The sequence below is a fragment of the Pseudorhodoplanes sinuspersici genome (assembly GCF_002119765.1).
GTDB lineage: Bacteria > Pseudomonadota > Alphaproteobacteria > Rhizobiales > Xanthobacteraceae > Pseudorhodoplanes > Pseudorhodoplanes sinuspersici.
Genome location: NZ_CP021112.1, coordinates 5,030,166 through 5,048,879, shown reverse-complemented (window position 1 = coordinate 5,048,879; position 18,714 = coordinate 5,030,166). Strand labels below are relative to the sequence as shown.

At 58.4% G+C, this 18,714-nt stretch carries 35 protein-coding genes; 23 read left to right on the top strand and 12 right to left on the bottom strand.

Annotated elements, in window-relative coordinates; all coding sequences use genetic code 11:
• Window positions 1–17 precede the first annotated feature (17 nt).
• The 4 genes from CAK95_RS29410 (at window position 18) to CAK95_RS24630 (ending at window position 2,034) form a co-directional block, all read left to right on the top strand.
• A complete protein-coding gene (locus CAK95_RS29410) occupies window positions 18–188 on the top strand; it encodes a hypothetical protein (RefSeq protein ID WP_157699735.1) in 171 nt (56 codons plus the stop codon).
• A 105-nt stretch (window positions 189–293) separates the two neighbouring features.
• Window positions 294–1,025, top strand: a complete 732-nt coding sequence (locus tag CAK95_RS24640) for a helix-turn-helix transcriptional regulator (protein WP_086090320.1) — start codon at window positions 294–296, stop codon at window positions 1,023–1,025.
• A gap of 170 nt (window positions 1,026–1,195) precedes the next feature.
• A complete protein-coding gene (locus CAK95_RS24635; RefSeq protein ID WP_086090319.1) occupies window positions 1,196–1,855 on the top strand; it encodes an acyl-homoserine-lactone synthase in 660 nt (219 codons plus the stop codon).
• Complete coding sequence (locus CAK95_RS24630) at window positions 1,852–2,034, top strand: hypothetical protein (RefSeq protein ID WP_086090318.1); 183 nt, start codon at window positions 1,852–1,854, stop codon at window positions 2,032–2,034. The genes CAK95_RS24635 and CAK95_RS24630 overlap by 4 nt, the downstream gene beginning before the upstream one ends.
• Before the next feature lie 123 nt (window positions 2,035–2,157).
• On the opposite strand, the gene CAK95_RS24625 is transcribed toward CAK95_RS24630, so the two are convergent.
• The 10 genes from CAK95_RS24625 to CAK95_RS29400 form a co-directional block, all read right to left on the bottom strand.
• Complete coding sequence (locus CAK95_RS24625; protein ID WP_086090317.1) at window positions 2,158–3,270, bottom strand: tyrosine-type recombinase/integrase; 1,113 nt, start codon at window positions 3,268–3,270, stop codon at window positions 2,158–2,160.
• Window positions 3,271–3,457: 187 nt separating this feature from the next.
• Window positions 3,458–3,661 (bottom strand): hypothetical protein, encoded by a 204-nt coding sequence (locus CAK95_RS24620; protein ID WP_086090316.1) that lies wholly within the window; start codon window positions 3,659–3,661, stop codon window positions 3,458–3,460.
• A complete protein-coding gene (locus CAK95_RS24615; RefSeq protein ID WP_086090315.1) occupies window positions 3,658–3,903 on the bottom strand; it encodes a hypothetical protein in 246 nt (81 codons plus the stop codon). Before CAK95_RS24615 ends, CAK95_RS24620 begins: the two co-directional genes overlap by 4 nt.
• A gap of 4 nt (window positions 3,904–3,907) precedes the next feature.
• Window positions 3,908–4,543, bottom strand: a complete 636-nt coding sequence (locus CAK95_RS24610; protein WP_086090314.1) for a hypothetical protein — start codon at window positions 4,541–4,543, stop codon at window positions 3,908–3,910.
• The gene (locus CAK95_RS24605; protein ID WP_157699733.1) at window positions 4,543–5,112 is read right to left on the bottom strand and encodes a hypothetical protein; all 570 of its coding nucleotides are present in this window, start codon (window positions 5,110–5,112) and stop codon (window positions 4,543–4,545) included. Before CAK95_RS24605 ends, CAK95_RS24610 begins: the two co-directional genes overlap by 1 nt.
• Window positions 5,109–5,390: a hypothetical protein gene (locus tag CAK95_RS24600; RefSeq protein WP_086090312.1), complete on the bottom strand. Its 282-nt coding sequence runs from the start codon at window positions 5,388–5,390 to the stop codon at window positions 5,109–5,111. Before CAK95_RS24600 ends, CAK95_RS24605 begins: the two co-directional genes overlap by 4 nt.
• Window positions 5,387–5,629, bottom strand: coding sequence for a hypothetical protein (locus tag CAK95_RS24595; protein WP_086090311.1), 243 nt, complete (start codon window positions 5,627–5,629; stop codon window positions 5,387–5,389). The genes CAK95_RS24600 and CAK95_RS24595 overlap by 4 nt, the downstream gene beginning before the upstream one ends.
• Window positions 5,629–6,147, bottom strand: coding sequence for a hypothetical protein (locus CAK95_RS24590; protein ID WP_086090310.1), 519 nt, complete (start codon window positions 6,145–6,147; stop codon window positions 5,629–5,631). The genes CAK95_RS24595 and CAK95_RS24590 overlap by 1 nt, the downstream gene beginning before the upstream one ends.
• A gap of 4 nt (window positions 6,148–6,151) precedes the next feature.
• Entirely contained in the window at window positions 6,152–6,484 is a 333-nt protein-coding gene (locus CAK95_RS24585) for a hypothetical protein (protein ID WP_086090309.1), read from the bottom strand.
• Window positions 6,481–6,648: a hypothetical protein gene (locus CAK95_RS29400; protein ID WP_157699732.1), complete on the bottom strand. Its 168-nt coding sequence runs from the start codon at window positions 6,646–6,648 to the stop codon at window positions 6,481–6,483. Before CAK95_RS29400 ends, CAK95_RS24585 begins: the two co-directional genes overlap by 4 nt.
• Before the next feature lie 197 nt (window positions 6,649–6,845).
• Here CAK95_RS29400 and CAK95_RS24580 point away from each other — a divergent pair, with 197 nt between their 5' ends.
• The gene (locus CAK95_RS24580; protein ID WP_086090308.1) at window positions 6,846–7,241 is read left to right on the top strand and encodes a hypothetical protein; all 396 of its coding nucleotides are present in this window, start codon (window positions 6,846–6,848) and stop codon (window positions 7,239–7,241) included.
• 154 nt (window positions 7,242–7,395) lie between these two features.
• On the opposite strand, the gene CAK95_RS24575 is transcribed toward CAK95_RS24580, so the two are convergent.
• Window positions 7,396–7,845 (bottom strand): helix-turn-helix domain-containing protein, encoded by a 450-nt coding sequence (locus CAK95_RS24575; protein ID WP_147413532.1) that lies wholly within the window; start codon window positions 7,843–7,845, stop codon window positions 7,396–7,398.
• Between CAK95_RS24575 and CAK95_RS24570 the strand changes: the two genes are divergently transcribed.
• Window positions 7,844–8,065, top strand: a complete 222-nt coding sequence (locus CAK95_RS24570; RefSeq protein WP_086090306.1) for a helix-turn-helix domain-containing protein — start codon at window positions 7,844–7,846, stop codon at window positions 8,063–8,065. The two genes, CAK95_RS24575 and CAK95_RS24570, sit on opposite strands and share 2 nt — an antisense overlap.
• Before the next feature lie 510 nt (window positions 8,066–8,575).
• Here CAK95_RS24570 and CAK95_RS29395 read toward each other — a convergent pair.
• The gene (locus CAK95_RS29395; protein ID WP_157699731.1) at window positions 8,576–8,731 is read right to left on the bottom strand and encodes a hypothetical protein; all 156 of its coding nucleotides are present in this window, start codon (window positions 8,729–8,731) and stop codon (window positions 8,576–8,578) included.
• A gap of 346 nt (window positions 8,732–9,077) precedes the next feature.
• Between CAK95_RS29395 and CAK95_RS24565 the strand changes: the two genes are divergently transcribed.
• The 17 genes from CAK95_RS24565 to nusG all read left to right on the top strand — a co-directional run bounded on the left by CAK95_RS24565 (window position 9,078) and on the right by nusG (window position 18,191).
• Window positions 9,078–9,488, top strand: coding sequence for a hypothetical protein (locus tag CAK95_RS24565; protein ID WP_086090305.1), 411 nt, complete (start codon window positions 9,078–9,080; stop codon window positions 9,486–9,488).
• On the top strand, window positions 9,485–9,754 hold the full coding sequence (locus CAK95_RS24560) for a hypothetical protein (protein WP_086090304.1): 270 nt from the start codon (window positions 9,485–9,487) through the stop codon (window positions 9,752–9,754). Before CAK95_RS24565 ends, CAK95_RS24560 begins: the two co-directional genes overlap by 4 nt.
• Window positions 9,754–10,101 carry a hypothetical protein gene (locus CAK95_RS29390; protein ID WP_147413530.1) on the top strand — a complete coding sequence of 116 codons (348 nt, stop codon included), beginning with the start codon at window positions 9,754–9,756 and terminating at the stop codon, window positions 10,099–10,101. The genes CAK95_RS24560 and CAK95_RS29390 overlap by 1 nt, the downstream gene beginning before the upstream one ends.
• Window positions 10,102–10,187: 86 nt before the next feature.
• On the top strand, window positions 10,188–10,406 hold the full coding sequence (locus CAK95_RS24550) for a hypothetical protein (RefSeq protein WP_086090302.1): 219 nt from the start codon (window positions 10,188–10,190) through the stop codon (window positions 10,404–10,406).
• A 91-nt stretch (window positions 10,407–10,497) separates the two neighbouring features.
• Entirely contained in the window at window positions 10,498–10,623 is a 126-nt protein-coding gene (locus CAK95_RS30240) for a hypothetical protein (RefSeq protein ID WP_280949833.1), read from the top strand.
• On the top strand, window positions 10,620–11,141 hold the full coding sequence (locus CAK95_RS24545; protein WP_086090301.1) for a MazG-like family protein: 522 nt from the start codon (window positions 10,620–10,622) through the stop codon (window positions 11,139–11,141). The genes CAK95_RS30240 and CAK95_RS24545 overlap by 4 nt, the downstream gene beginning before the upstream one ends.
• Window positions 11,138–11,617 carry a hypothetical protein gene (locus CAK95_RS24540; protein ID WP_086090300.1) on the top strand — a complete coding sequence of 160 codons (480 nt, stop codon included), beginning with the start codon at window positions 11,138–11,140 and terminating at the stop codon, window positions 11,615–11,617. The genes CAK95_RS24545 and CAK95_RS24540 overlap by 4 nt, the downstream gene beginning before the upstream one ends.
• Window positions 11,617–11,805, top strand: a complete 189-nt coding sequence (locus CAK95_RS24535; RefSeq protein WP_086090299.1) for a hypothetical protein — start codon at window positions 11,617–11,619, stop codon at window positions 11,803–11,805. The genes CAK95_RS24540 and CAK95_RS24535 overlap by 1 nt, the downstream gene beginning before the upstream one ends.
• A complete protein-coding gene (locus tag CAK95_RS24530) occupies window positions 11,802–12,206 on the top strand; it encodes a hypothetical protein (protein WP_086090298.1) in 405 nt (134 codons plus the stop codon). Before CAK95_RS24535 ends, CAK95_RS24530 begins: the two co-directional genes overlap by 4 nt.
• A 35-nt stretch (window positions 12,207–12,241) precedes the next feature.
• Window positions 12,242–13,300, top strand: a complete 1,059-nt coding sequence (gene dnaN, locus CAK95_RS24525; protein ID WP_157699730.1) for a DNA polymerase III subunit beta — start codon at window positions 12,242–12,244, stop codon at window positions 13,298–13,300.
• A 162-nt stretch (window positions 13,301–13,462) separates the two neighbouring features.
• The gene (locus tag CAK95_RS24520) at window positions 13,463–14,542 is read left to right on the top strand and encodes an MT-A70 family methyltransferase (RefSeq protein WP_245303511.1); all 1,080 of its coding nucleotides are present in this window, start codon (window positions 13,463–13,465) and stop codon (window positions 14,540–14,542) included.
• Window positions 14,539–14,928, top strand: a complete 390-nt coding sequence (locus CAK95_RS24515) for an ASCH domain-containing protein (protein ID WP_086090296.1) — start codon at window positions 14,539–14,541, stop codon at window positions 14,926–14,928. The genes CAK95_RS24520 and CAK95_RS24515 overlap by 4 nt, the downstream gene beginning before the upstream one ends.
• Window positions 14,925–15,401 carry a hypothetical protein gene (locus tag CAK95_RS24510; protein ID WP_086090295.1) on the top strand — a complete coding sequence of 159 codons (477 nt, stop codon included), beginning with the start codon at window positions 14,925–14,927 and terminating at the stop codon, window positions 15,399–15,401. Before CAK95_RS24515 ends, CAK95_RS24510 begins: the two co-directional genes overlap by 4 nt.
• On the top strand, window positions 15,398–15,895 hold the full coding sequence (locus CAK95_RS24505) for an endonuclease domain-containing protein (RefSeq protein WP_086090294.1): 498 nt from the start codon (window positions 15,398–15,400) through the stop codon (window positions 15,893–15,895). Before CAK95_RS24510 ends, CAK95_RS24505 begins: the two co-directional genes overlap by 4 nt.
• Window positions 15,896–15,904: 9 nt before the next feature.
• Window positions 15,905–16,177 carry a hypothetical protein gene (locus CAK95_RS24500; RefSeq protein ID WP_086090293.1) on the top strand — a complete coding sequence of 91 codons (273 nt, stop codon included), beginning with the start codon at window positions 15,905–15,907 and terminating at the stop codon, window positions 16,175–16,177.
• A 394-nt stretch (window positions 16,178–16,571) separates the two neighbouring features.
• Window positions 16,572–17,495, top strand: coding sequence for a hypothetical protein (locus CAK95_RS24495; protein ID WP_147413528.1), 924 nt, complete (start codon window positions 16,572–16,574; stop codon window positions 17,493–17,495).
• An 18-nt stretch (window positions 17,496–17,513) separates the two neighbouring features.
• Entirely contained in the window at window positions 17,514–18,191 is a 678-nt protein-coding gene (gene nusG, locus CAK95_RS24490) for a transcription termination/antitermination protein NusG (RefSeq protein WP_086090291.1), read from the top strand.
• The last annotated feature ends 523 nt before the right edge of the window (window positions 18,192–18,714 follow it).

Sequence of the window (18,714 nt, the reverse complement as noted above, 5' to 3'; positions counted from 1 at the left end):
TAAGAGCGGCGCCAGTCATGAAACTGTTTCAAACCGATCACGCGCAGCTTGCCGAAAGCGGTGGCCAAATTGCTGAGCTATGTGCGTTTTTGGATGCGGATTGTCCGCCAAATATTGCTGATGTTCTCGCCAAACCCCACAGCTTGCAAAACCGACCAGGGAATCTCCGGTATTTTGACGCGCATTAGGGATTAGGCATTCAGAGGCCAGCGCGCAATCCGGTTGTAAGACTTCTGTTTTACATCCTACAGTAAAATATTCTATAACATGTTGCCGGGACGGACTGGTGACGCATGCGTGGCAGCAACCATTGGGGTATTCGTGCGCTTGAATTCGTCGAGGCGGTCGAATTCGCGCAAACCAGTTCTGAAGCGCTGAGGCTCTTTTCCCAAGCCGTCGGACAGGCGGGATTCCGTGCGTATGTCATGTGCGGACTTCCCGACGCGCAAACCACTTTTTCCAACCGCATGATTGCTGACGGTTGGCCCCGCGGCTGGTCCGAACTGTATCTGAAGGAAAATCTCGCAAAACACGATCCGGTCGAGCGCCACTGTCTGCGCACCGTAGAGCCATTCGACTGGTGCGACGCACCTTTTGCCAACGACGATAAACCGGCGAAAGACGTTATGGAGCGGGCCTGCGATTTCGGAATGGTGAAGGGGTTTTGCGTGCCGATCCACTATGGCGATGGATCGGGTGCCGCAGTCAGCTTTGCGGGCGAGCGCCCCGACCTCGATCGTGGTACGCGCCCCGCCTTACATCTGATGGCGCTTTATACGCATCATCGCGTACGCAGTCTGCTTCGCCCACCGCTTCTGCCGGAAAATCGCGTGTTAACCGTGCGTGAACGAGAGGTCTTGTTGTGGGCCAAAGCCGGAAAAACCGATTGGGAGATCGGCATGATCCTCAATATCAGCGAACGCACGGCTCATGCGCATATGCAGAGCGCTGCGCGCAAGCTGAATGCGGTGAACCGCACCTCAACGATCGTCAATGCGCTGCGCGCCGGCGAAATCACTCTCTAGTCGTTGTTTGACGTGAGCTTTTTTTGACGCGTTTTCTTCACGCGAACCTGTCCTCACTGCGCTCGAAAACGTCCTAGAATCGATCAATTGTCAGTTCTGACAATACGGCAGGTGCCGACGAAGCGGCATCGTCCCCTTACGCCGCCTGGAGCGCGGTCAAGGGGACACCGATGGTCGAATTGCATGTCATTTGTGCCGCAAACCGGCATATCTACACGGATGTGCTGGAGGATTATTTTCGTATTCGTCACGAGATTTATGTCGAGGAACGGGGATGGACTGAGCTCGCGCGCCCGGACGGCCGCGAAATTGATCAGTTCGATCGGCGGGACACCATTTATCTCATGGCGCTTGAAGGCAGCAGGGTCGTCGGTTCACATCGTTTGGTGTCCACAACCGGGCCGACCTTAATGAGCGATCTCTTCCCGCAACTGTCGCTCCGCCCCATCATTCGTCAGCCGGATACTTGCGAACTCTCTCGTGTCTTTGTTGTGCGTGATCGTCGCGGAAGCCATGTAGAGCCGAAAGTCGAATCCATCATCATGGCCGGCACGATGGAATTTGCGCTGATTGTGGGGCTGAGGAAGTTCACGATTGTCATGGAGACCTGGTGGCTTCCGCGGTTCATGGCCATGGGTTGGAATCCGAGACCGCTCGGTGTGCCAGTCGACATCAACGGAATGAGTTGCATCGGCGTTTCGATCGACGTCACTGACGCGGCTTGGCGGGAGACCTGCCGGCAACGGTCGGTCACCTACTCTTCACTCACCTGGAAAGGGCTCTCCAAGTCGGCCCTCAGTATCGTTGAAAATTGGCAGGAAGCAGTATGAGACGCCAGAAGAACTCGAAAAAGAAGACTGCGTCTCGACCCTCACCCAATCGGAAGATGCTTATTGCCTATCTTCAATATGCGGTCGACGACATCGCCGTGCTGAATGACACCAGCGCAACTTTGGTCAAGGCCGCCATTGATAACCTCAAGCGCTCGCAACAATCCTCTCAGCGCTGAGGCTGGGGAGGGGCATTCTGCAATTTTTAGAAGAGGTGTTGGTCGGGGCAGCAGGATTCGAACCTGCGACCCTCTGCTCCCAAAGCACCTTGGCGGCTTTGTCGTAAGATGTTGGCGCGCCGATCATTTTGCGACCTTAAATTTCCGCTTCTGGGAATTGGAGCGGGACTTTTTGACGGATTCCAGTCCGGCGCGCAGGTCTTCATCGCTCGCGTGAGCATACTTGGTGGTGGTGCTGATCTCCTCATGCCCGAGCAGTTTTTGCACCAGCCGCAGATTGCCTGTTTCACGCAGCAGGCGCGTTGCCGTGGTGTGGCGGATGTCATGCAGCCTGAAATCCACCAGGCCCGCCTCTGAGCCGCCGTAGCGCCGCCACGTGGATTTCACCCCGGATACGGTCATCGGGTATCGCTGCCCTTTGGCAATCGTCTTGCCGGATCGTGGGTTCTTTCGGGTGCGGTCGCCGACATAGGTGAAGACGAATTCGGCATGGTGGCCTTGCAGCGGCGCAAGGATGGCGATGCCTTCGGAGGTGAGGGGAATGACCCGTACCTTGTCGCCTTTGCCAAGGATGGAAATCGTCTTGGCTGTCCAGTCGATGTCGCGCCAGCGCAGGCCGACGGCCTCACTCAGGCGGACGCCGTAAGCCAGATAGAAGGCAAAGATCGGCAGGTAGTCCTTCCGCATGTTCTTGAAGACGGCCGCCTCTTCGTGGTCCCGAAGCTCGCGGACGCGCTCTTTCGGCTCGTCGAGCATCATGTCGGCCCAGTCGATGTCCTGCACATCCTGCTGCCACCGCTTCTTGGCGCGGATGAAAATGCGCCGCAGGATCTCGGTGACGGTGCGGTTCACCGTTGCCGGCTTCACGTCCTGGCCGCGCCGCCGCGCGATCGCGTCGGATATCTTGGAGGGGCCGACGTTGCGGATCATGGTGCTGGAGCCAAGCTCTTCCAGCAGCCAGGCCAGCGACGTCCAGACCGTTTTGCGATAGGTGCCGGTGTAATGGTCGCCGACCTCGGACCAAAACCGGTCGAAGGCGACGGAGAGGGTCATGGCGCCGGGGCGGCTTTCACGGGTGGCCGCGAGTTGCTGGGCCGTCTCAGCTTTCTTTTCTCGCTCGACGACTTCGGCGGCGCGCTTCGACCCACAATTTTCAATCGGCTTGCAAAATCGAACACCCTTGCGCCAGAAGTCGTAGACCCACTTCCCATCTGATTTTCGTTTGTAGACGGACATGCCGCTATCCTTTTCCGTTCCTCCTTGAAGGCCGCAAGGTCGGCCGGATCGAACCGCCGGGCCTTGCGCTGTCGGCCCGAGCCGACAAGGATGTAGGGTAGACCGTCATGCTGGACGTGGTGAAGCAGCACCTGGAGGCACACCCCCAGTTCTTTGGCTGCTTCCTTGGGCTTGAGCAGGGCGCCCATCACAGCGCCCTCGCGCGGCGCATGGCGGCAACGTTGCGGCCGTGCTCGTCAGTCTCGATCGGCTTCGTCTCGTTGAATTCGCACATTTCCTTGAGGCTTTGCCGCCAGTCCTCCATGTGGTCCATACACAGGAAGTCGCCGGCATCGTTCGGCTTATCCTCGGCGTCATCGCCGCAGATGCAGCAAAGGTGGATGATAGTCATGCTACAGCCCTCGGATGGCCCTCGAAGCCCACGCACTGCAGGTCGGCAAGCGTGGCATCACGCCAAAAGTAATAGGCGCCGTTCGCCCACGGGTCGTATGGGCCAGGCCGCGGCGGCTTCGGATAATTCGGGTTTGGATGCTTGATTTGCACCTGCAGGATGAGCCGGCCAAACCACCCGACTCGGACCCGTGTCTTGCCTGTGGGATGCGCGGCGGCGATTTCACCATAGGTGTGAAACATGTGCTCACTCCCCATTAGCGGATTGCGCCGCATCAGCCTTGGCAACCGCAGCGCGAATACACTCAACAATTTCTTCATGCTCCGCTTCAGCGAGCACCTTGTTGGTGCCAGGCTGCAGGATCTGGATGCCGTACAACGGCTCCTCGCTCCGAAGCCTTCCTTTCCCGATCAGCCAGCAATAATCTTCACGGATCAAATCAATCGCGGCGTCGACCGATGCATGCATGCCGTTGAGCGCGCGCACGATCATCTCGGCATCTTTCTTCGCTTGACCGCGCGAGAGACTGAATTCGTCGGAGATCGTGCACAGGCGGCGATAGGTGTCCGGACGCTTGTCGAAAATCTCATAGTGGATTCCGCCATCCTCTTCATCGTGACGGTCGACAACGTAAGGGGCGTCCGGATTGTATGTTGCACGTAAAGGCCGAATGGCCCGCCTGTTCTCCTGCCTGTCCCAAATCTCTGTTGCGGTGCAGCCTGGCGCCTTCCGGATGCCTCCCGCAAGCTTGTCGGCATCATCGTAATTCTCTGCCCAGCCGACGACGTTTTTTCCGTCCGTCGGATAGCCCGTCGCGCGCACCTCGTATCGCTGCCCGCGATCACCAACATTCGTATGGTGCTTGCCTCCTGAATGCGTCATCACGCTCCCTCCGGAATGATCGCCGTGAAGGGCTCGTAGTCCGGTAGAAACGTCGGTTTCGGCGGGACCTTGATGTCGTCGTTGTCGGAGGCGCTGAAATGCACGGCAAGCGCCCAACAATCGGCCTCGCGGACCTGATCGTCACGCCACTTGAAGACGTCCTGATCCGAGACGCGGACGCTGGTCAGCAGCAATCGGCAGATCGTGGCTTCGTTGTCCCGCTTCCATGCGGCGGTGGCGGTGACGATGCCATCGTCACTGATATTGAATTGAGCGTCGTACGGCCGAACGATCGGCTTTCCGATCTTCGCCAAGGTCTGATCGGCGATATCGAGCGCCTCATCGAAGGGCTCGTTTGTGTGCTCGGCGTAGCGAAGCTTGGCAATGCGCTGAAGCGCGGCGACAAGGCTACCGATCTCCCGCAGTTCGCCATAAGTCGGCCAGTCTCGCGGAAGCAATGGCCTGGCTGTTTCGAATTCAGGTGCGCGATATTTCGTCTCACGACTATCCTGAAAATCCAACGCGGTCTGGATGACGTCAAAGAACGCTCTCTTTTCAGTGCCCATCATGCGGTCCCCTTCATCTCGGGCTGACCTTCGAACCGCTTGATCTGCTCCTTCATCATCACGACGATGTCTTTGCGATCGGCGCCATTCGAGATGTAGTTGCAGCGGCCGTCCGTGCTGTCGAAAGGAAAGACCAGCAGCACGAAGCCGACCTTGTGGTCCTGGCTGCGGTCTTCTCCATTGAATACATCATCAAGACCTTTCGCGGCGCCCACCATGAGCTCGCGGAATCGCTCTTCAATTGGAGCGTCGCCGAGGCGTTCGGGTTTCTTGCTGGTCATGATTTAAGCTCGACGATGAGGCCGTCATTGTCGCGGATGCCGAAGGCGACGTCGGACATGCGATAGTTGTTGTGGTTGCCGCGCAGTGGATAGGCGCGATCCCAGCCGACGACCTTGACATCGAACCATTCACCCGGCGCTGTCTGACCGTAATACTTGCTCGATCGCTTGATGCGGGCGACAAGCTGTTGCTTCTGATTTTCCGCCTTGGCGTCGTCGGCCAATGTAATGTCGTCCATCACGCATTCTCCCCATCAGCAAGGCAAAGAACCGCGTCTTCGAAGCGGACAATGCGTCTTGAATTGGTCGGTGGCAGCGCTTGCGGGTCGCCATCAATCGCGACGGTGTATTGCGCAACGCCATACTCATAAATGCCGTCAATGACGCCGGTCTCGCCCCGCCGCAGCTGAATGCGGTCACCTTTTTTCAGCTTCGGCTGCGGCTGGGTTTCTTCAAACCATGCCTTCTCTGCGGCCTTCATTTCGTCTTGCGCGAAGAGCGAGAAGGCTTCGAATTCTTCGGCCATGCGGAAGTCGCCTTCCCAGCCATCATAATCTTCAAGGTTCTTCATCAGCCGGTAACCGTCCCCATAGAGGGTGCCGTGGTTCGCGATGCTCCGCACGGCGTCGGCGCGTTCGATTTCCTCTAGCAAATGGCCCTTGATCAACTGATCGGCCATCTTCTCCGCGGCAGCGATTTTCATCGCATGCGTGAGCGTGATTGGCCTGGGGCGTTCAAGTGTCACCGTCTCGCTCATAACGTCAGTCCTCGCGGGAAGCGGCCGCGCATTTGCGCGCGGCCAAGTCGTGCAGTTCTTCAAATTGGGTTGGTGTGAAACAGGCTGCCGGCTCCCGGTTGGTTCCGTTCCGACTTACTGGGTCATGAGGTCCCTCCGCTGCTGATGAAAAGATTGCAGCGGCAGGCAGGTCCGCCTGGGAGGTTCGCTCCCATGCCTGCCGCTGATGGGGCGACCCGGTACGCAATACTGAGGTCGCCAGAAACTGTGCGCGTTCGGCGCGATAGATCATCCCCGCACGAAGGCCCAAAAAGAAGATCGCGCTGAGATAAACCGAATAGAGGAGATGCTGGGTCATGGCCGGCCTCGCACGCTCGGCGGGACGTCGAAGCTTCCGCCGTCAAAGAACCAGGCCAGATCGGCCCGCGCTTGGCGCTGCTGGCGCCAGCCGTCGAAGGCAATCTTGAGGAAGGCGGCGGCAAGGGCGCCTGCGGACACCAGGATGAGGGCTTGGGCGCTCATCGGCGCCCCCACGAGCAGACATGTAGTCTGCGGACCATTGCTGACGTGAACATGGGATTCACGCGCTCCTCTGAAAGGCGGTATAGTGTCGAGATTGCACGAGCGGGGAGTGTGGAATGAAGGAGCTTATTGCCGTGGCCGCCATCGCAGCTGCGTCGGCGACCGCAGCGCCCAAGACCAGGCGCTAGCGTGATCCCATGGCGGATGTACTGAATTTCGACGAGGTCTATGCCGGCGACACAAGCGCCGACGGAAAACGAATTGTCATTGTCCTGAAGCGGGGCGGTGAGGACGTGCATATCACGCTCCCCACAGTCGAAGTCTTGCGACTATTGCTTGCAGCCATCGCCGCGCAAAGCTTGGCCGTAGAGAAGACGGGGAAGCCTCTGGCGCTGACCAGCTCAATATCGTTCGACAAGTGCTCGATGGACCTATTTCCAGATCGAGGGCTGGCGCGATTGACGTTTGAGCTGCCAGGCGGCGCTCTTCTTCCGTTGCAGGCCACGATCCCAAACTTACGAAGTCTGGTGACAGCTCTGTCTCAGGCCCTGGGTGTAACACCAACGAGTCCGGAATCCGGATCGCGCCACTGACGAAGAGCGGCTCTGCCGCCGGGGCGCTGCTTTCACGGGAAACGCGGGCGTAAATAGCGGCGGTTGAAAGCATTTTCGAAATAGCCTCGGAAAACTGTCCGAGACTATTTCTCACAGAAATTATATTAGGTCAACAAATTATTTCTGTCAGAAACTATCGTCTTGCGCCAGCACGTTTTTTAGCTGGCTTCTCCGACTCGTGTTCTCTTATTTGCTGCCACCGTTTGATGACTGATTCTCGCGCCTTCGCAGAGATATCGATGAACGATGTCGGGTCGGATTCCGACGGAGGGGGGACAAAGAAGTCATTTACGGTTACGCCAAGCCGATCAGAAAGCCGCAGCAAATACAAAGCATTAACGTCGCTGCGGCGGCCGCCGGAAATATTCGAAATGTACGATTGGGAGCATCCAGCGATCTCGGCTGCCCGCACGGTTTTCAGGCCGAACAGCTTTAGCCATCCACCCAAAAAGATTTCACGGTTCTCGTCGTCTGTCGTTTTCCCCATGAGGCATGGTACTAAGCCTCTGTTCTGACGAACTATTTCCAACAGAAATATTTCAGGTTGACGCAAATCATTTCTAGTGGAAATAGTTTGCGGCATGACTGAATCGCATCCCATGCTTCGCTGGGCGGATGAAAACGGCAAAACGGTTGCCGATATGGCGACCGCTGGTGGCTGCTCGGAATCGCATCTTCGCAATATTTTTGCTGGTCGTAAGGAAGCCTCTCTTGGTTTGGCCAAACGCTTGAGTGAGTTCTCGGGCGGCGTTGTCCCGATGGACGCTTTCTTGCGTCCTGAGCCCGCAGAGGTGCGGGTATGACGCGGAAACTTCACAACCATTCCCATTCCAGCATTTCCCCCAAATTTGAGTGGTCCTCGAAGGGAGAATGCTACCGATCACAACTGGCAATACGCAATAAGGCGACAAAAAGATTTTCATTAACCCATTTACCGGTGGCGTTTTTCAATCATTTGGTGATCCACGAACAGCGCGGTTGTAATTGCGGTGCATCAACGTTCCGCAACAAAATCGCAAAGGTTGTAGCGGAGATCAGCGCGACAGCCGAAGGATTTGTGCAGCGACGCCAAGCGAAGATCGCTGATCCAAATCCAATTCAATCTTTATTCGCGAACCGTTCGGACCGTGCGGTGCTTTGCGTCCGCGCAGCACGCGCAAACGGCAGACATGCGCTCCGTTCGTGTTCTTCGACTTCGCTTTCTTCGCCATTCAATCGTTCTCCTTCGTCATGCGCGGATGCGCTGGCGTTGTCAGTGTTTGGTTGCGTTGAGTTGGTGAGCCACTGTCGGTCTGTCGGGTGTGTGAGACCCTTCAGAAACCAAAGTCCAGTTGATCTTCGCTCTTCTTGCGAACCGGTTCAGGATCTGCGCCGCGCTTGTGGTCGCCCACTCGCTTGCGCTTTCCATCGACCCAGCGCGCATACTTGCGAACATGCTGGTGCTTTGGTCCCGGGCCACGCTTGCGCATGGCTCGTGCCTCCGCAGTTCAACGCAGCCAGGCTTAACCCTGGCCGTCCAACCTGTGGCGAGCCCACAGGTCGCGTTGCACAACGCGTTGAATGGGGGCCGACAGTGGCTCACTTCCATTTTACCGGCCATCTGACCGGCTCTTCAATTGCTGCGCGCGGGCAATCCACACGGGACTCGATGATTGCCCGCGCGCTCCGCGGACCTTGGAGGCGGCCGTCCGCAGATCAGAATTCACCAAGGCGTTTTGTTGTGTCCGTGCGTTCATGTGAAAACCATGCATCGAACGCATTGGGAGCGCTCTCCCAATATCGGTGGGGCCTCCCAAAAATGATGGGAGGTCGCAAATGACCGATATTGCTACAGCTCTCCGTGAACTTTCCGAGCCTGTCGACCGCGGTGAAAAGATCGCAGTCGTTATTCAGCGTGCTGCGCGCCGGGCCGGCCTCGCTTATTGGCGGACCTTTGACCTTTGGTATGGCAAGGCCCGAACAGTTTCGGATGAGGAAGTCGAGTGTGTTGCGTCTGCGTTAGAGAAAAAACGACGAGAGGCAGCGCGCAATGAACTATCGGAACTCAGGATCAGGATCGAACGGCTCGAAAGCCTCCTGGTTCAAACCGATCCGGACTTCCATCGCCCGACTATTGATCTCATGCGGAGTCAGCGGCGCGCGGGCCTGCGAGGCGATGGCCTTAAAGATCGCTCCCTGGATAGCGGACTGACGCCGCCGGCAGGTTTCCGGAGGAGCCTCGCATGACGCTCCGCATCGGATTTCCTGCCGAGTGTATCGATGCGGCGCCAATGCATGGTGACGATCCGACCGGGCTCGTGCTCGGTCGCGAATACATCATCACCGCGCTGAACGATTTCGTCGATGAGTTCGGCGCCTATGGTGTTCGCGTGATCGGCGCCAAAGCGCCATCGCAGTCCGGTTTCTTCCGGTCATCACGGTTCAGGCCGGTCGAAGCGCTCGGTGTGAGCGAGGCCTGCGACGACGGTCTCCAGCTCGAGGAGATCCTATAATGGCGACGCTTGTCACCCACATTCGCTTGAATAGTGAACAGATCAGCGCGGCGTGTGCTGAGCTTTTGAGCTTAATGCCGAAGCTTGCCGACCTTCGTCCCGAAATCCTCGACCGACTTCTCAACCTTCCTGATATCGGCCGCAAGCTGATTCGTATCGAACGCGGCGCCGCAATCGCAGGCGAACTGACCCTGGTTGCGAAGCCATCCGATGGACTTGACGAGTTGCTCGCTGCACTGCGGGCAGACAATCACGATCTCGCACTTGTCGAGCAGGCCATTCAGCATCTTTGTTCCTCATCTTCCGAGTTGGCACCGGAGATGTTGAGCGAATCTGGCCCCGGTTAACAGCCGGGGCCAGCGAATTTCTTGTGTTTGTAGCGTTCTGTTGCGTCCCGCGTTTGAGAATTCATCCGTTCATCGGGGGAAAGCGCATGAGCGCTTACAAATTTAAGAAATCGCAGTGCGTCACTGTGCCTGCCACGGGCGGGGTCCAGGGCCGCATATCGGGCCGATCCGATTTCGTCGACGCGCCGAACGCATACAAAGTGTCGTGGCTGAACGAGAAGCTGCAGATCGTCGACGGTATCTTTACCGAGCAGCAGCTTGTCGACGCCGGCAATGCCGCGGTGACCGGAGGGCGATCATCATGATTGTCATTCCGCTTGCGTGCTCCGTCGCGCTGGCGCTGGCCATCGGCGCCGTCATCTTCGCGATTGAATACTTGGCCGGTCGCGAGGTGTCGTGATGTTCAGCATCCGCGACATCATCATCGCCGGAATCGGCGGCTTGCTCTTCTGTCTTTGCATCAGCGGACTGGAGAAAGCCTCGCAAAAGACCGGTTATCGAATGGCGGAGGCGGCGCGGTGAGCGACTTTACCACGCTTCGGGCGGCAAACCGTGCCCGTCAGCATGAATGGGACAAGAACGGCGGCATCTCGATCGAGTACCGCTGCAACGAACTCGCCGGTGAGATGGGCGAGGCCTGCAACGTGATCAAGAAGCTGGAGCGCGAGCGTCTCGGCATTCGGGGGTCGCGTGCAACTGTCGGTCAATTGGCGGAAGAACTCGCCGATGTGGTGATCTGTGTCGACTTGATCGCGATGGGGCGGAGCGCTGTCGTTCCGCTCAACACCGGCTATCCGGTCGGGTTTGGCTCGGCCGCCCATGCCGGCGCCGAATTGGCCAAGCAAGTGGGATGGCTGTGCGATGCCGTCCTAGATAGTGAATTTGATGTTCTGGAAACGCGGTGCCTGCTTGTTGTCCGGACCGCTTATGCGCTGGCCGATATTTACGGCATCGATCTTGATGGGGCGATCGTCCGAAAGTTCAACGCGACGTCGGAGAAGGTCGGCCTCAGCACGCGGCTGTTGGAGGCTGCGGCATGATTGTTTCCTTGATTGCGCCTTGGGTTTACCGCCTCAGTCAGCGCGTCGCCGCGCGGAGGCCGCCTGATGTGAACATCGGCAAGCTTGATGACGTTTACATGCGCCGCTGGTTCGTGATCCCGCGCAACCCGGTGTTCAACATCTACCTGCACCACTTCCTGCGCTCCGATGACGATCGCGCGCTGCACGACCATCCGTGGTGGAACCTCTCGATCCTGCTCAAGGGCGAGTATACCGAACACACGATCCCAGCCGGCGGCGTGAATGTCCGCAAGGTCTACAAGGCGGGAAACATCAAGTTCCGCGGAGCGTCGTCGGCGCATCGCGTTGAGCTGCATGCCGGCCCATGTTGGACGCTGTTCATCACCGGTCCGCGCCTTCGCGCGTGGGGTTTCCATTGTCCGCACGGTTGGCGGCACTGGAAGGAATTTACCGATCCGAAGAACCCGGGCGACATCGGGCGAGGGTGCGACTGATGGCGCAGGTCATCCTTTTTCAGGCGCCACGCCCCGCTACGCCGGCAGCCCTTGGGTTGCTCAAGAGCATTCTTGAGCCGCGAGATTTTAACCGTGTTTGCGAGCTCGCCAAGGAATGGCGTTGCAATGAGCTGGAAGCCGCACGCGCCATCGTTGGCGCATACGTGGATGCGGAGTGCGACGCATGACTGACAAATGCCCGCACTGCGGATTTTTGCTCGACGAAGATTGCGACGATGAGCCTCTGTGCAGCGATTGCGGCGCGGAGCTTCAGGGTTTTTCCGAAGAGGACGATGAAGAAGGTCTTTGCATCGAGTGCACAGCTGCGCGCGACGCAACTGCAGCACTGGAAGCAATCGAAGATGGGGAGATGGAAATGGCCCAAGAGATTTTAGCAAGTCATTCGCTGCGCAAGAAGAATGTCGTTTCTGACCTGATTGCCGAGGCCGATTACTACGCGCGCTTGGGTGATGCCGATGAAGCGCAATTCCGATTGCGTTGCGCCGCGGCGCCGAAGTTTTCCTCGGTTGAAGTCTGCCAGCAGCGATACGCCGCAGCTATGGCGGAGAAGCACGGGGTCGCCGCATGAAAATTCTGTGCGAGCGTGATGCGCTGAAGGAATCTTTGGCGGCCGTCATCGGCCGAACCAAGCACGGCAAGAGCGTTCCGATCCTTGCTCACATACTTCTCAACGCAGAAGGGCAGAAGCTTCGCCTGACAGGCAACGATCTGCAGGCCTGCAGCATTGTCGAGATGCCGTGCGAGGTCAGCGAGCCCGGCGCGTTCACGATTCCCGGCGACCGTCTTAACAAACTTGTATCGGGTCTGCCTACGGGTGGTCAGATCAAAATCGAAGCCGACGACAAGAGCGCGAAGGTGCGCGCCGGCCGCTCCATCTATACCTTCGCAGGCCTTCCCGCTGCTGACTTCCCGCCCGCTTTCGAATTGAGAGATGCGCAGGAAATCACGCTCACCGGGAAGCAATTACAGCGCCTGCTTAAGATACCCGCACCGGCAATTTCTCAGGAGCAATCCCGCCCGCATATTTGCGGGCTATTCCTCCATCACGAAAAGGGCCGCATCCTGGCCTGCGCGACGGATGGCCATACGCTAATACGCACCAGCGTCGAAGTCGATATCCCGCGTTTCGATGGCATTATTATTCCTGATGAGGCCTGCTCCGAGATTGTCCGGTTAGCCGGCGATGGCGACGTGACGCTCCGCGTGTCTTCGACCCTCATTGAGGCAGAATCCGGCAAGAGACGCTTTGTCAGCAAAATTGTGGATGCGACGTTCCCGGACTATCTGCCCGTCATTCCGCAGTCAGCACCGGTGCCGTTCACAGTTGAGGTTTCGGACATTGATGAGGCCATCACGCGTCTTGCGGCCGCTGGCGAAGCTGAGCGAGCCGCCACAATCCGGATCTCTTGGGAAAGGGATTCGGACCGAATCCTCATCAGCCGCCGCACCGAATTTGGTGAAGGCAATGAGGAAATCGCTTGCGATTGCACGGGCCGTGATGCCGGAGAGATTGCGTTCCAATCCGGTTACGTGCGCAGGCTGATCGAGGCATCAGGCGGCAAGATAGCGCGGCTGCATTTCGACGGCCCCGGCGACCCTGCGCGGATCACAAGCCCGGATGATGCCGATTTCGTCTCCGTCATCATGCCATGCCGAGCGTGACGCATGACAGCACTCATCCGATACGAGACTGCAAAGGCGGCCCTAGCTGAATGCCGGACGATCGACGAGGTTAAGGGCATCCATGACAAAGCTGAGGCGGTGCGCATCTACGCGCGCATGGCGGATGACGTGCAGCTCGAGGTCGATGCCGCCGAAATTCGCGTGCGCGCCGAACGCCGCATGGGAATCCTGATCAGGGAACTCGACCTTCACCGCGGCGGCCGACCTCGAAAAACCGGTACCGATGAGGAACCGGTTTCCGTTGTGAAGCTGGCTGACCTTGGTGTCGACAAAAAGCTCTCAAGCCGCGCGCAAAAAGTCGGCGGCATAGCCGATCGAGCGTTCGAGGCCATGATTGCCCGTATGCGTCACGACATGAGCGCCAGTCGTGTTCGTGTCTCTCTTGATTTGGTTGGCAGGGACAAGAAAGAGAAAGCGAAGGCGGATCATGCCGCGCGCGTGCACCATGGCTGCGATGTTGAAGACCTGCACGCGCTCATCGCTGCCGGCCGCAAGTTCAAGGCCATCCTGATTGATCCGCCATGGAAGTTTGTGGCGCGCAGCGAAAAAGGCGAAGGACGTTCGGCCGGCGAGCATTACACCACGACCGGGCTCGATCCGATCAAGGCGTTGCCGCTTGCGGAACTGGCCGATGCTGACTGCGCAATGTTCATGTGGATGGTCGATTGGTGCCCGAAATGGGCATTCGAACTGATCGAGCATTGGGGCTTCGAACATAAGACGACGGCCTTCACCTGGGCGAAGGAAAACGAGTCCGGTCAAGGCTGGCATATGGGGCAGGGCTACTGGACCCGATCGAACCCTGAGGATTGCTGGCTTGCCACGCGCGGGCATCCGCAGCGCATTCATGCTGATGTGCGCCAACTTATTGTTCATCCCGTGATGGAGCACAGTCGCAAGCCCGACGAGATCCACGAACGGATCATGCGTTTGGTCGACGGCCCCTATCTCGAAATCTATGCGCGCCGGCCGCGCGAGGGTTGGGTGACATGGGGCAATGAAATTTCGCGCGAGCAATTCGCGTCTATCTGCGATGAGTCTTTCGACCCGGAGACCGGCGAAATCATCGAACACGACGGCCCGGAACCCGTCGTGGAGCCCGCGCCTGGCGCCACCGAGCCCGGTGTTACAGGCGCGGGCTCATACGATGATCTGGAAATCCCGGCATGCCTCGATCGACGTCGTCCGCAGATAGCGGATCAACACGGGGAGGCGTCATGAAGGCGCTTTCTCTTAAACAGCCGTGGGCATGGGCAATCCTAAGTCTCGGTAAAGACATCGAAAACCGTAGTTGGGTGACGGCCTTCCGAGGGCGCTTCCTGATTCATGCCAGCAAGAACTTCGACGTCGACGGATACGACTTCGTTTTGCGTATGGCGGCAGAGAAAAGAGTGGTCGTGCCGCGCGCCACCGAGTTCGAGCGCGGCGGAATTGTCGGCTCTGCGGTCGTTCGTGACTGCGTCCAGGCGTCGGCCTCGCCCTGGTTCTTCGGCCCGCATGGCTTCGTCCTGCAGGGCGTCCAATCCCTTCCATTCATCCCATGCCGCGGTCAGGTCGGTTTCTTCGACGTGCCCGCGCCAGCCGATCTGGAGCGCGTACCAGCATGACAGCAGCGCCTTACACACGCGAAACGGTGCGCGACATCCGCGCAATGGTGGGGCAAGGGGCCTCAACCGCAGAGGTGCTCAAAAAGCTTGGCTGGGACCAAGAGTTTCTGAAACGCGTCTGCAGGCGCCACGAGATCGAGTTCTCGTGGATTCCGTCGGACATTGTCGTCGCGCCGCCTCCACCGGTTCGACCGCTTGCGACGCGCGCCACTGCAGCGCCCACGCAAAAGCTTCGGCCGGCCAGCATCAAGGAAGAAACGGCTGCGCGATCCGGACCTCGCCGCGCTCGGTACGATCAACTCACCTTCTCAACATCGCCAGAGATTGCCGCCGCGGTGCACTCTCGCGCCAAGTCACTTGGCGTCACCCGAAGCGAGTTTCTGTTCCGCCTCGTGAGCACAATCCACGCTCGCGACATGTGGTCCGATCTTCTGTCGTCACTACGGTCCAGAGAAAAGGAAGAGTGTTCATGAGTTCAGTTGATGATGCTGTTGATCGTCTCAAGCAGGCGATCGATGAAGAAATCAGGATGACTGTCAGGGACGGGGTAGAGCGGCTATCGTCTCTTTGCGAGAGTCCGATCGAAACGCTTTTTCTGGCGTCCTTTGTCTTTGCCGATGCATGGGGCCGCTTCATCAGCGGTGAGCAAGTAAGGCTGGCTGTTTTAGCGCCAGAGCAATCACCTGGAAAGGCTGGGATAGAGTTAGCTCCGCAGTACCCATGGCAGGGGTATCGAATCGACTTCGCGTGGTTTGCGCGCGGTGAATTGCAATTTTTTGTCGAGTGCGACGGTCACAATTTCCACGAGCGTACGCCGGCTCAAGCTGAGCGGGATCGCTCGAAGGATAGAGCAATCCAGCAGGCTGGCATTCCAATCCTCCGGTTCACCGGTCGAGAAATTTGGCGCGACCCGTTCGGTTGCGTGATGCAATGCCTGAGCTTCCCCATGAAATTCAAGCCGAAGTGAGCATTCCTCATGAGTGAGAAAGCGTTACGACAAGCGGCTCGTAAAAAGGATCCGCGCATCGACATGGAGTCGCGCGTCATCCTGATGCTGATTGCGGACCGGGCAGACGAGCGTGGCCGGCACCAGGTGCCTGATGATGCTGATTTCATGGGTGAGCTTGCCGACGAGCTTGATGCCGTGTTGGCACGCCTCAAGGGCGACCCGTTTGTTCGAGCCAGTGTGGATAATGCGCGGGTCAGTCGTGTGGTCGATGCCCTGAATGAAGCGCAGGACGAAGCGTAATTTTGGTGTTCAGTAAGTTGGTTGCGTCAACGCGTTAATCCGAAACTCTAATTACGATGAGACGTGACCGATGAGCTTCCAAGCTATGGCTTGGGCGTCAGATCAGACGTGGGGCGGTTGCTCGCACCGTTCCGCGATCTATGCGATTGCCAACCATGCCAATGACAATTGGTTCTGCTGGGCCAAGCACCAGACGCTCGCTGATGAAAGCGAGCAGTCGGTGGACAGCGTCGGCCGGCGCATACAGGAATTCGTCAACGGCGGAATGGTGCGGCGGGTCAAGCTGAAGCGTCACGGCCGACGCACGCACGACTTCCTGATCCTGAAGCCCTCGCCGTATTTCGATGCGCCCCTCGAGGTTATCGAGCAATTCATACCGCGCGGTTGCGACATCATGGATGAAGGCGACGCTGCCGCAAATTGCGGTAGCGCTGCGGGTGATGAAAACGCGGTGCCGCAAAGGGATTCTGAAATCAACGCCACCGCAGCCTGCGGGAGCGCTGAAACGCTCACGCTACCGCAACCTGCGGTCGACGCTACCGCACTGGTGCGGGAGCCTATAGAACCTCTTTCTGAACCTGAAGATTCCCCCCATGCCCCCCATGGGGGGCAAGCCGTGGCTGACGCTGAAAAGGAAATCGAAGGCTGGCAAGATTTCAAATCTGCCTTCGAGGCGGACAAGGTTCCGATTGCGCGACCATCGATCGCAGCCAAGGAATTCGATGCGCTCAAGCGCGAAGATCGCAAGCTCGTCACACAGGCTGCTCGCGGACTGATCGCGCATCGGTCTCGTGAGCGTCGGCCTTCTGGAAAGCCGTCGGCGCAAACATTCATTCGCGAAAGGGATGCTTGGCCGGGCTGGATCAAGCTTGCTCCGACAGACCCAGTCGCATTGGTGTTCGTGCCGGAGGATAGTCGCGAGTACGCTGCGGTGTCGTCGCTTTGTCGGATTGGAGGCAAGCAGCCGCCGATGGTTCGCTACGATGAGCGTCAGCAAAGGCGCGGCTATTGGCGGCACGCAAAAGTGCCAGCAGATCTTCTCGCGCTTGCCGAATTTGCCCATGTTCCCGATGCCGATTGGCATGTCGTCGAAGACAAGACGGATGAATTCTACGCATGGGCTCGACGGATCTCAGAGTGGACTGGCGCCCGCACCGAAGCACAGGTCGTCATGCTCGATGGCTTCACTGAAATCGAGATCAGGCCTGGCCACACGATGAGGGCGCAAAAGCGCACGTCTGGTTTGCGGGTGCCTTCAAGGTGGCCCCCTCGCAAGGATGGAACGTTCGGGTCTGATGCCAACGATACCGCTGCCTAAACAAGCCGAGAGGGAACGATGCTGATGTCGACGAAGCCGACCTGGGAAGAAATTGCGAAGGCGGCTCTGGAAGAGGCGGCAAGGGAAGATGCTCGCCGCGGTGTTCGGTATGGGTCTGGCGATGCCGGAAATAAGGCATGGCATATCGTTCGCGCTGTGGGGAAGTCGGACCTTCAGGTGCAGGAGCGGCTTCACGATCTGCATATCGAGTTCTACTATCCGCAGGTGCTGGAAATGCGGAAAGTGCCAAGGCGCCAACTTTCAGCGTCGCAGCGTCGGTCCAACGTCGAAATCAAGAGGCCGCAGCCTTCGCCGATGTTCCCGAAATATATCTTTGTCCACTTCGATATGGAGCGCGGTGGATGGCGCGACCTATTCCGGCATGCAGGCGTCGGTGGCATGGTCTGTCATGGTGATCTTCCAGTCTGGGTGCCTGACACGCTGATCTCCAGCATCAAGGGGAGGGAGAATAACGGCCTTGTGCCCGGCACGGTGGCTACAAGGGTCGTCTTTAACGTCGGCGATATGGTCACTGTGACCAGCGGACCCTTTGCTTCCTTCCCCGCAGTTGTGGAAAGAGGCCTTGACGTGGCGATCGAGGACCTAGACCCGGAAGACAGAATCAGCGTAGCGATTAGCATCTTCGGACGTGCCACCCCTGCTGAGTTGGAAGTCTGGCAAGTCGCCAAACACTAGCCACCCTATCAGCCACCCCGCAGCCACCCATGGGTCACGCGGAGTGCAGCGCACGCCTTAAACAGAGCCCCGCCGTCGTGCGGGGCTTTTGCTTATAAGGTGCGAGCCTAGTGTAGGCATGAACCTGATGACGCATGGAGTTGCACCATGATCCCGCCCGGCTAACCCCGGCACCATCATCGGACTCCCGAAAGCCCGGCCAGCGCCGGGCTTTTGCGTTCTGATCATAGGTTAGCGCGGCAATGTTATTCGGACATTCCCGCCGCCCTCCTTGGGCGTTTCCTCCCTAGGCTTGGGCCGCTCCTCATCGAGCGGCCCTTTTTCGTTTCTAGAGTCAGATGCCAGTTCGTCCACCGACATTCAGGCCAAGAGGACTGCGGACAAGGAAGCAGGCCAATGCCGAATACGATGCAAGGCGTGGCTCTGCTCGTGACCGTGGCTATGACAGGCAATGGGATGCCGAGGCGCTGTCCTTCAAACGCTCCCATCCATTGTGCTTGGGATGTCGGGCGATCGGTCGCGT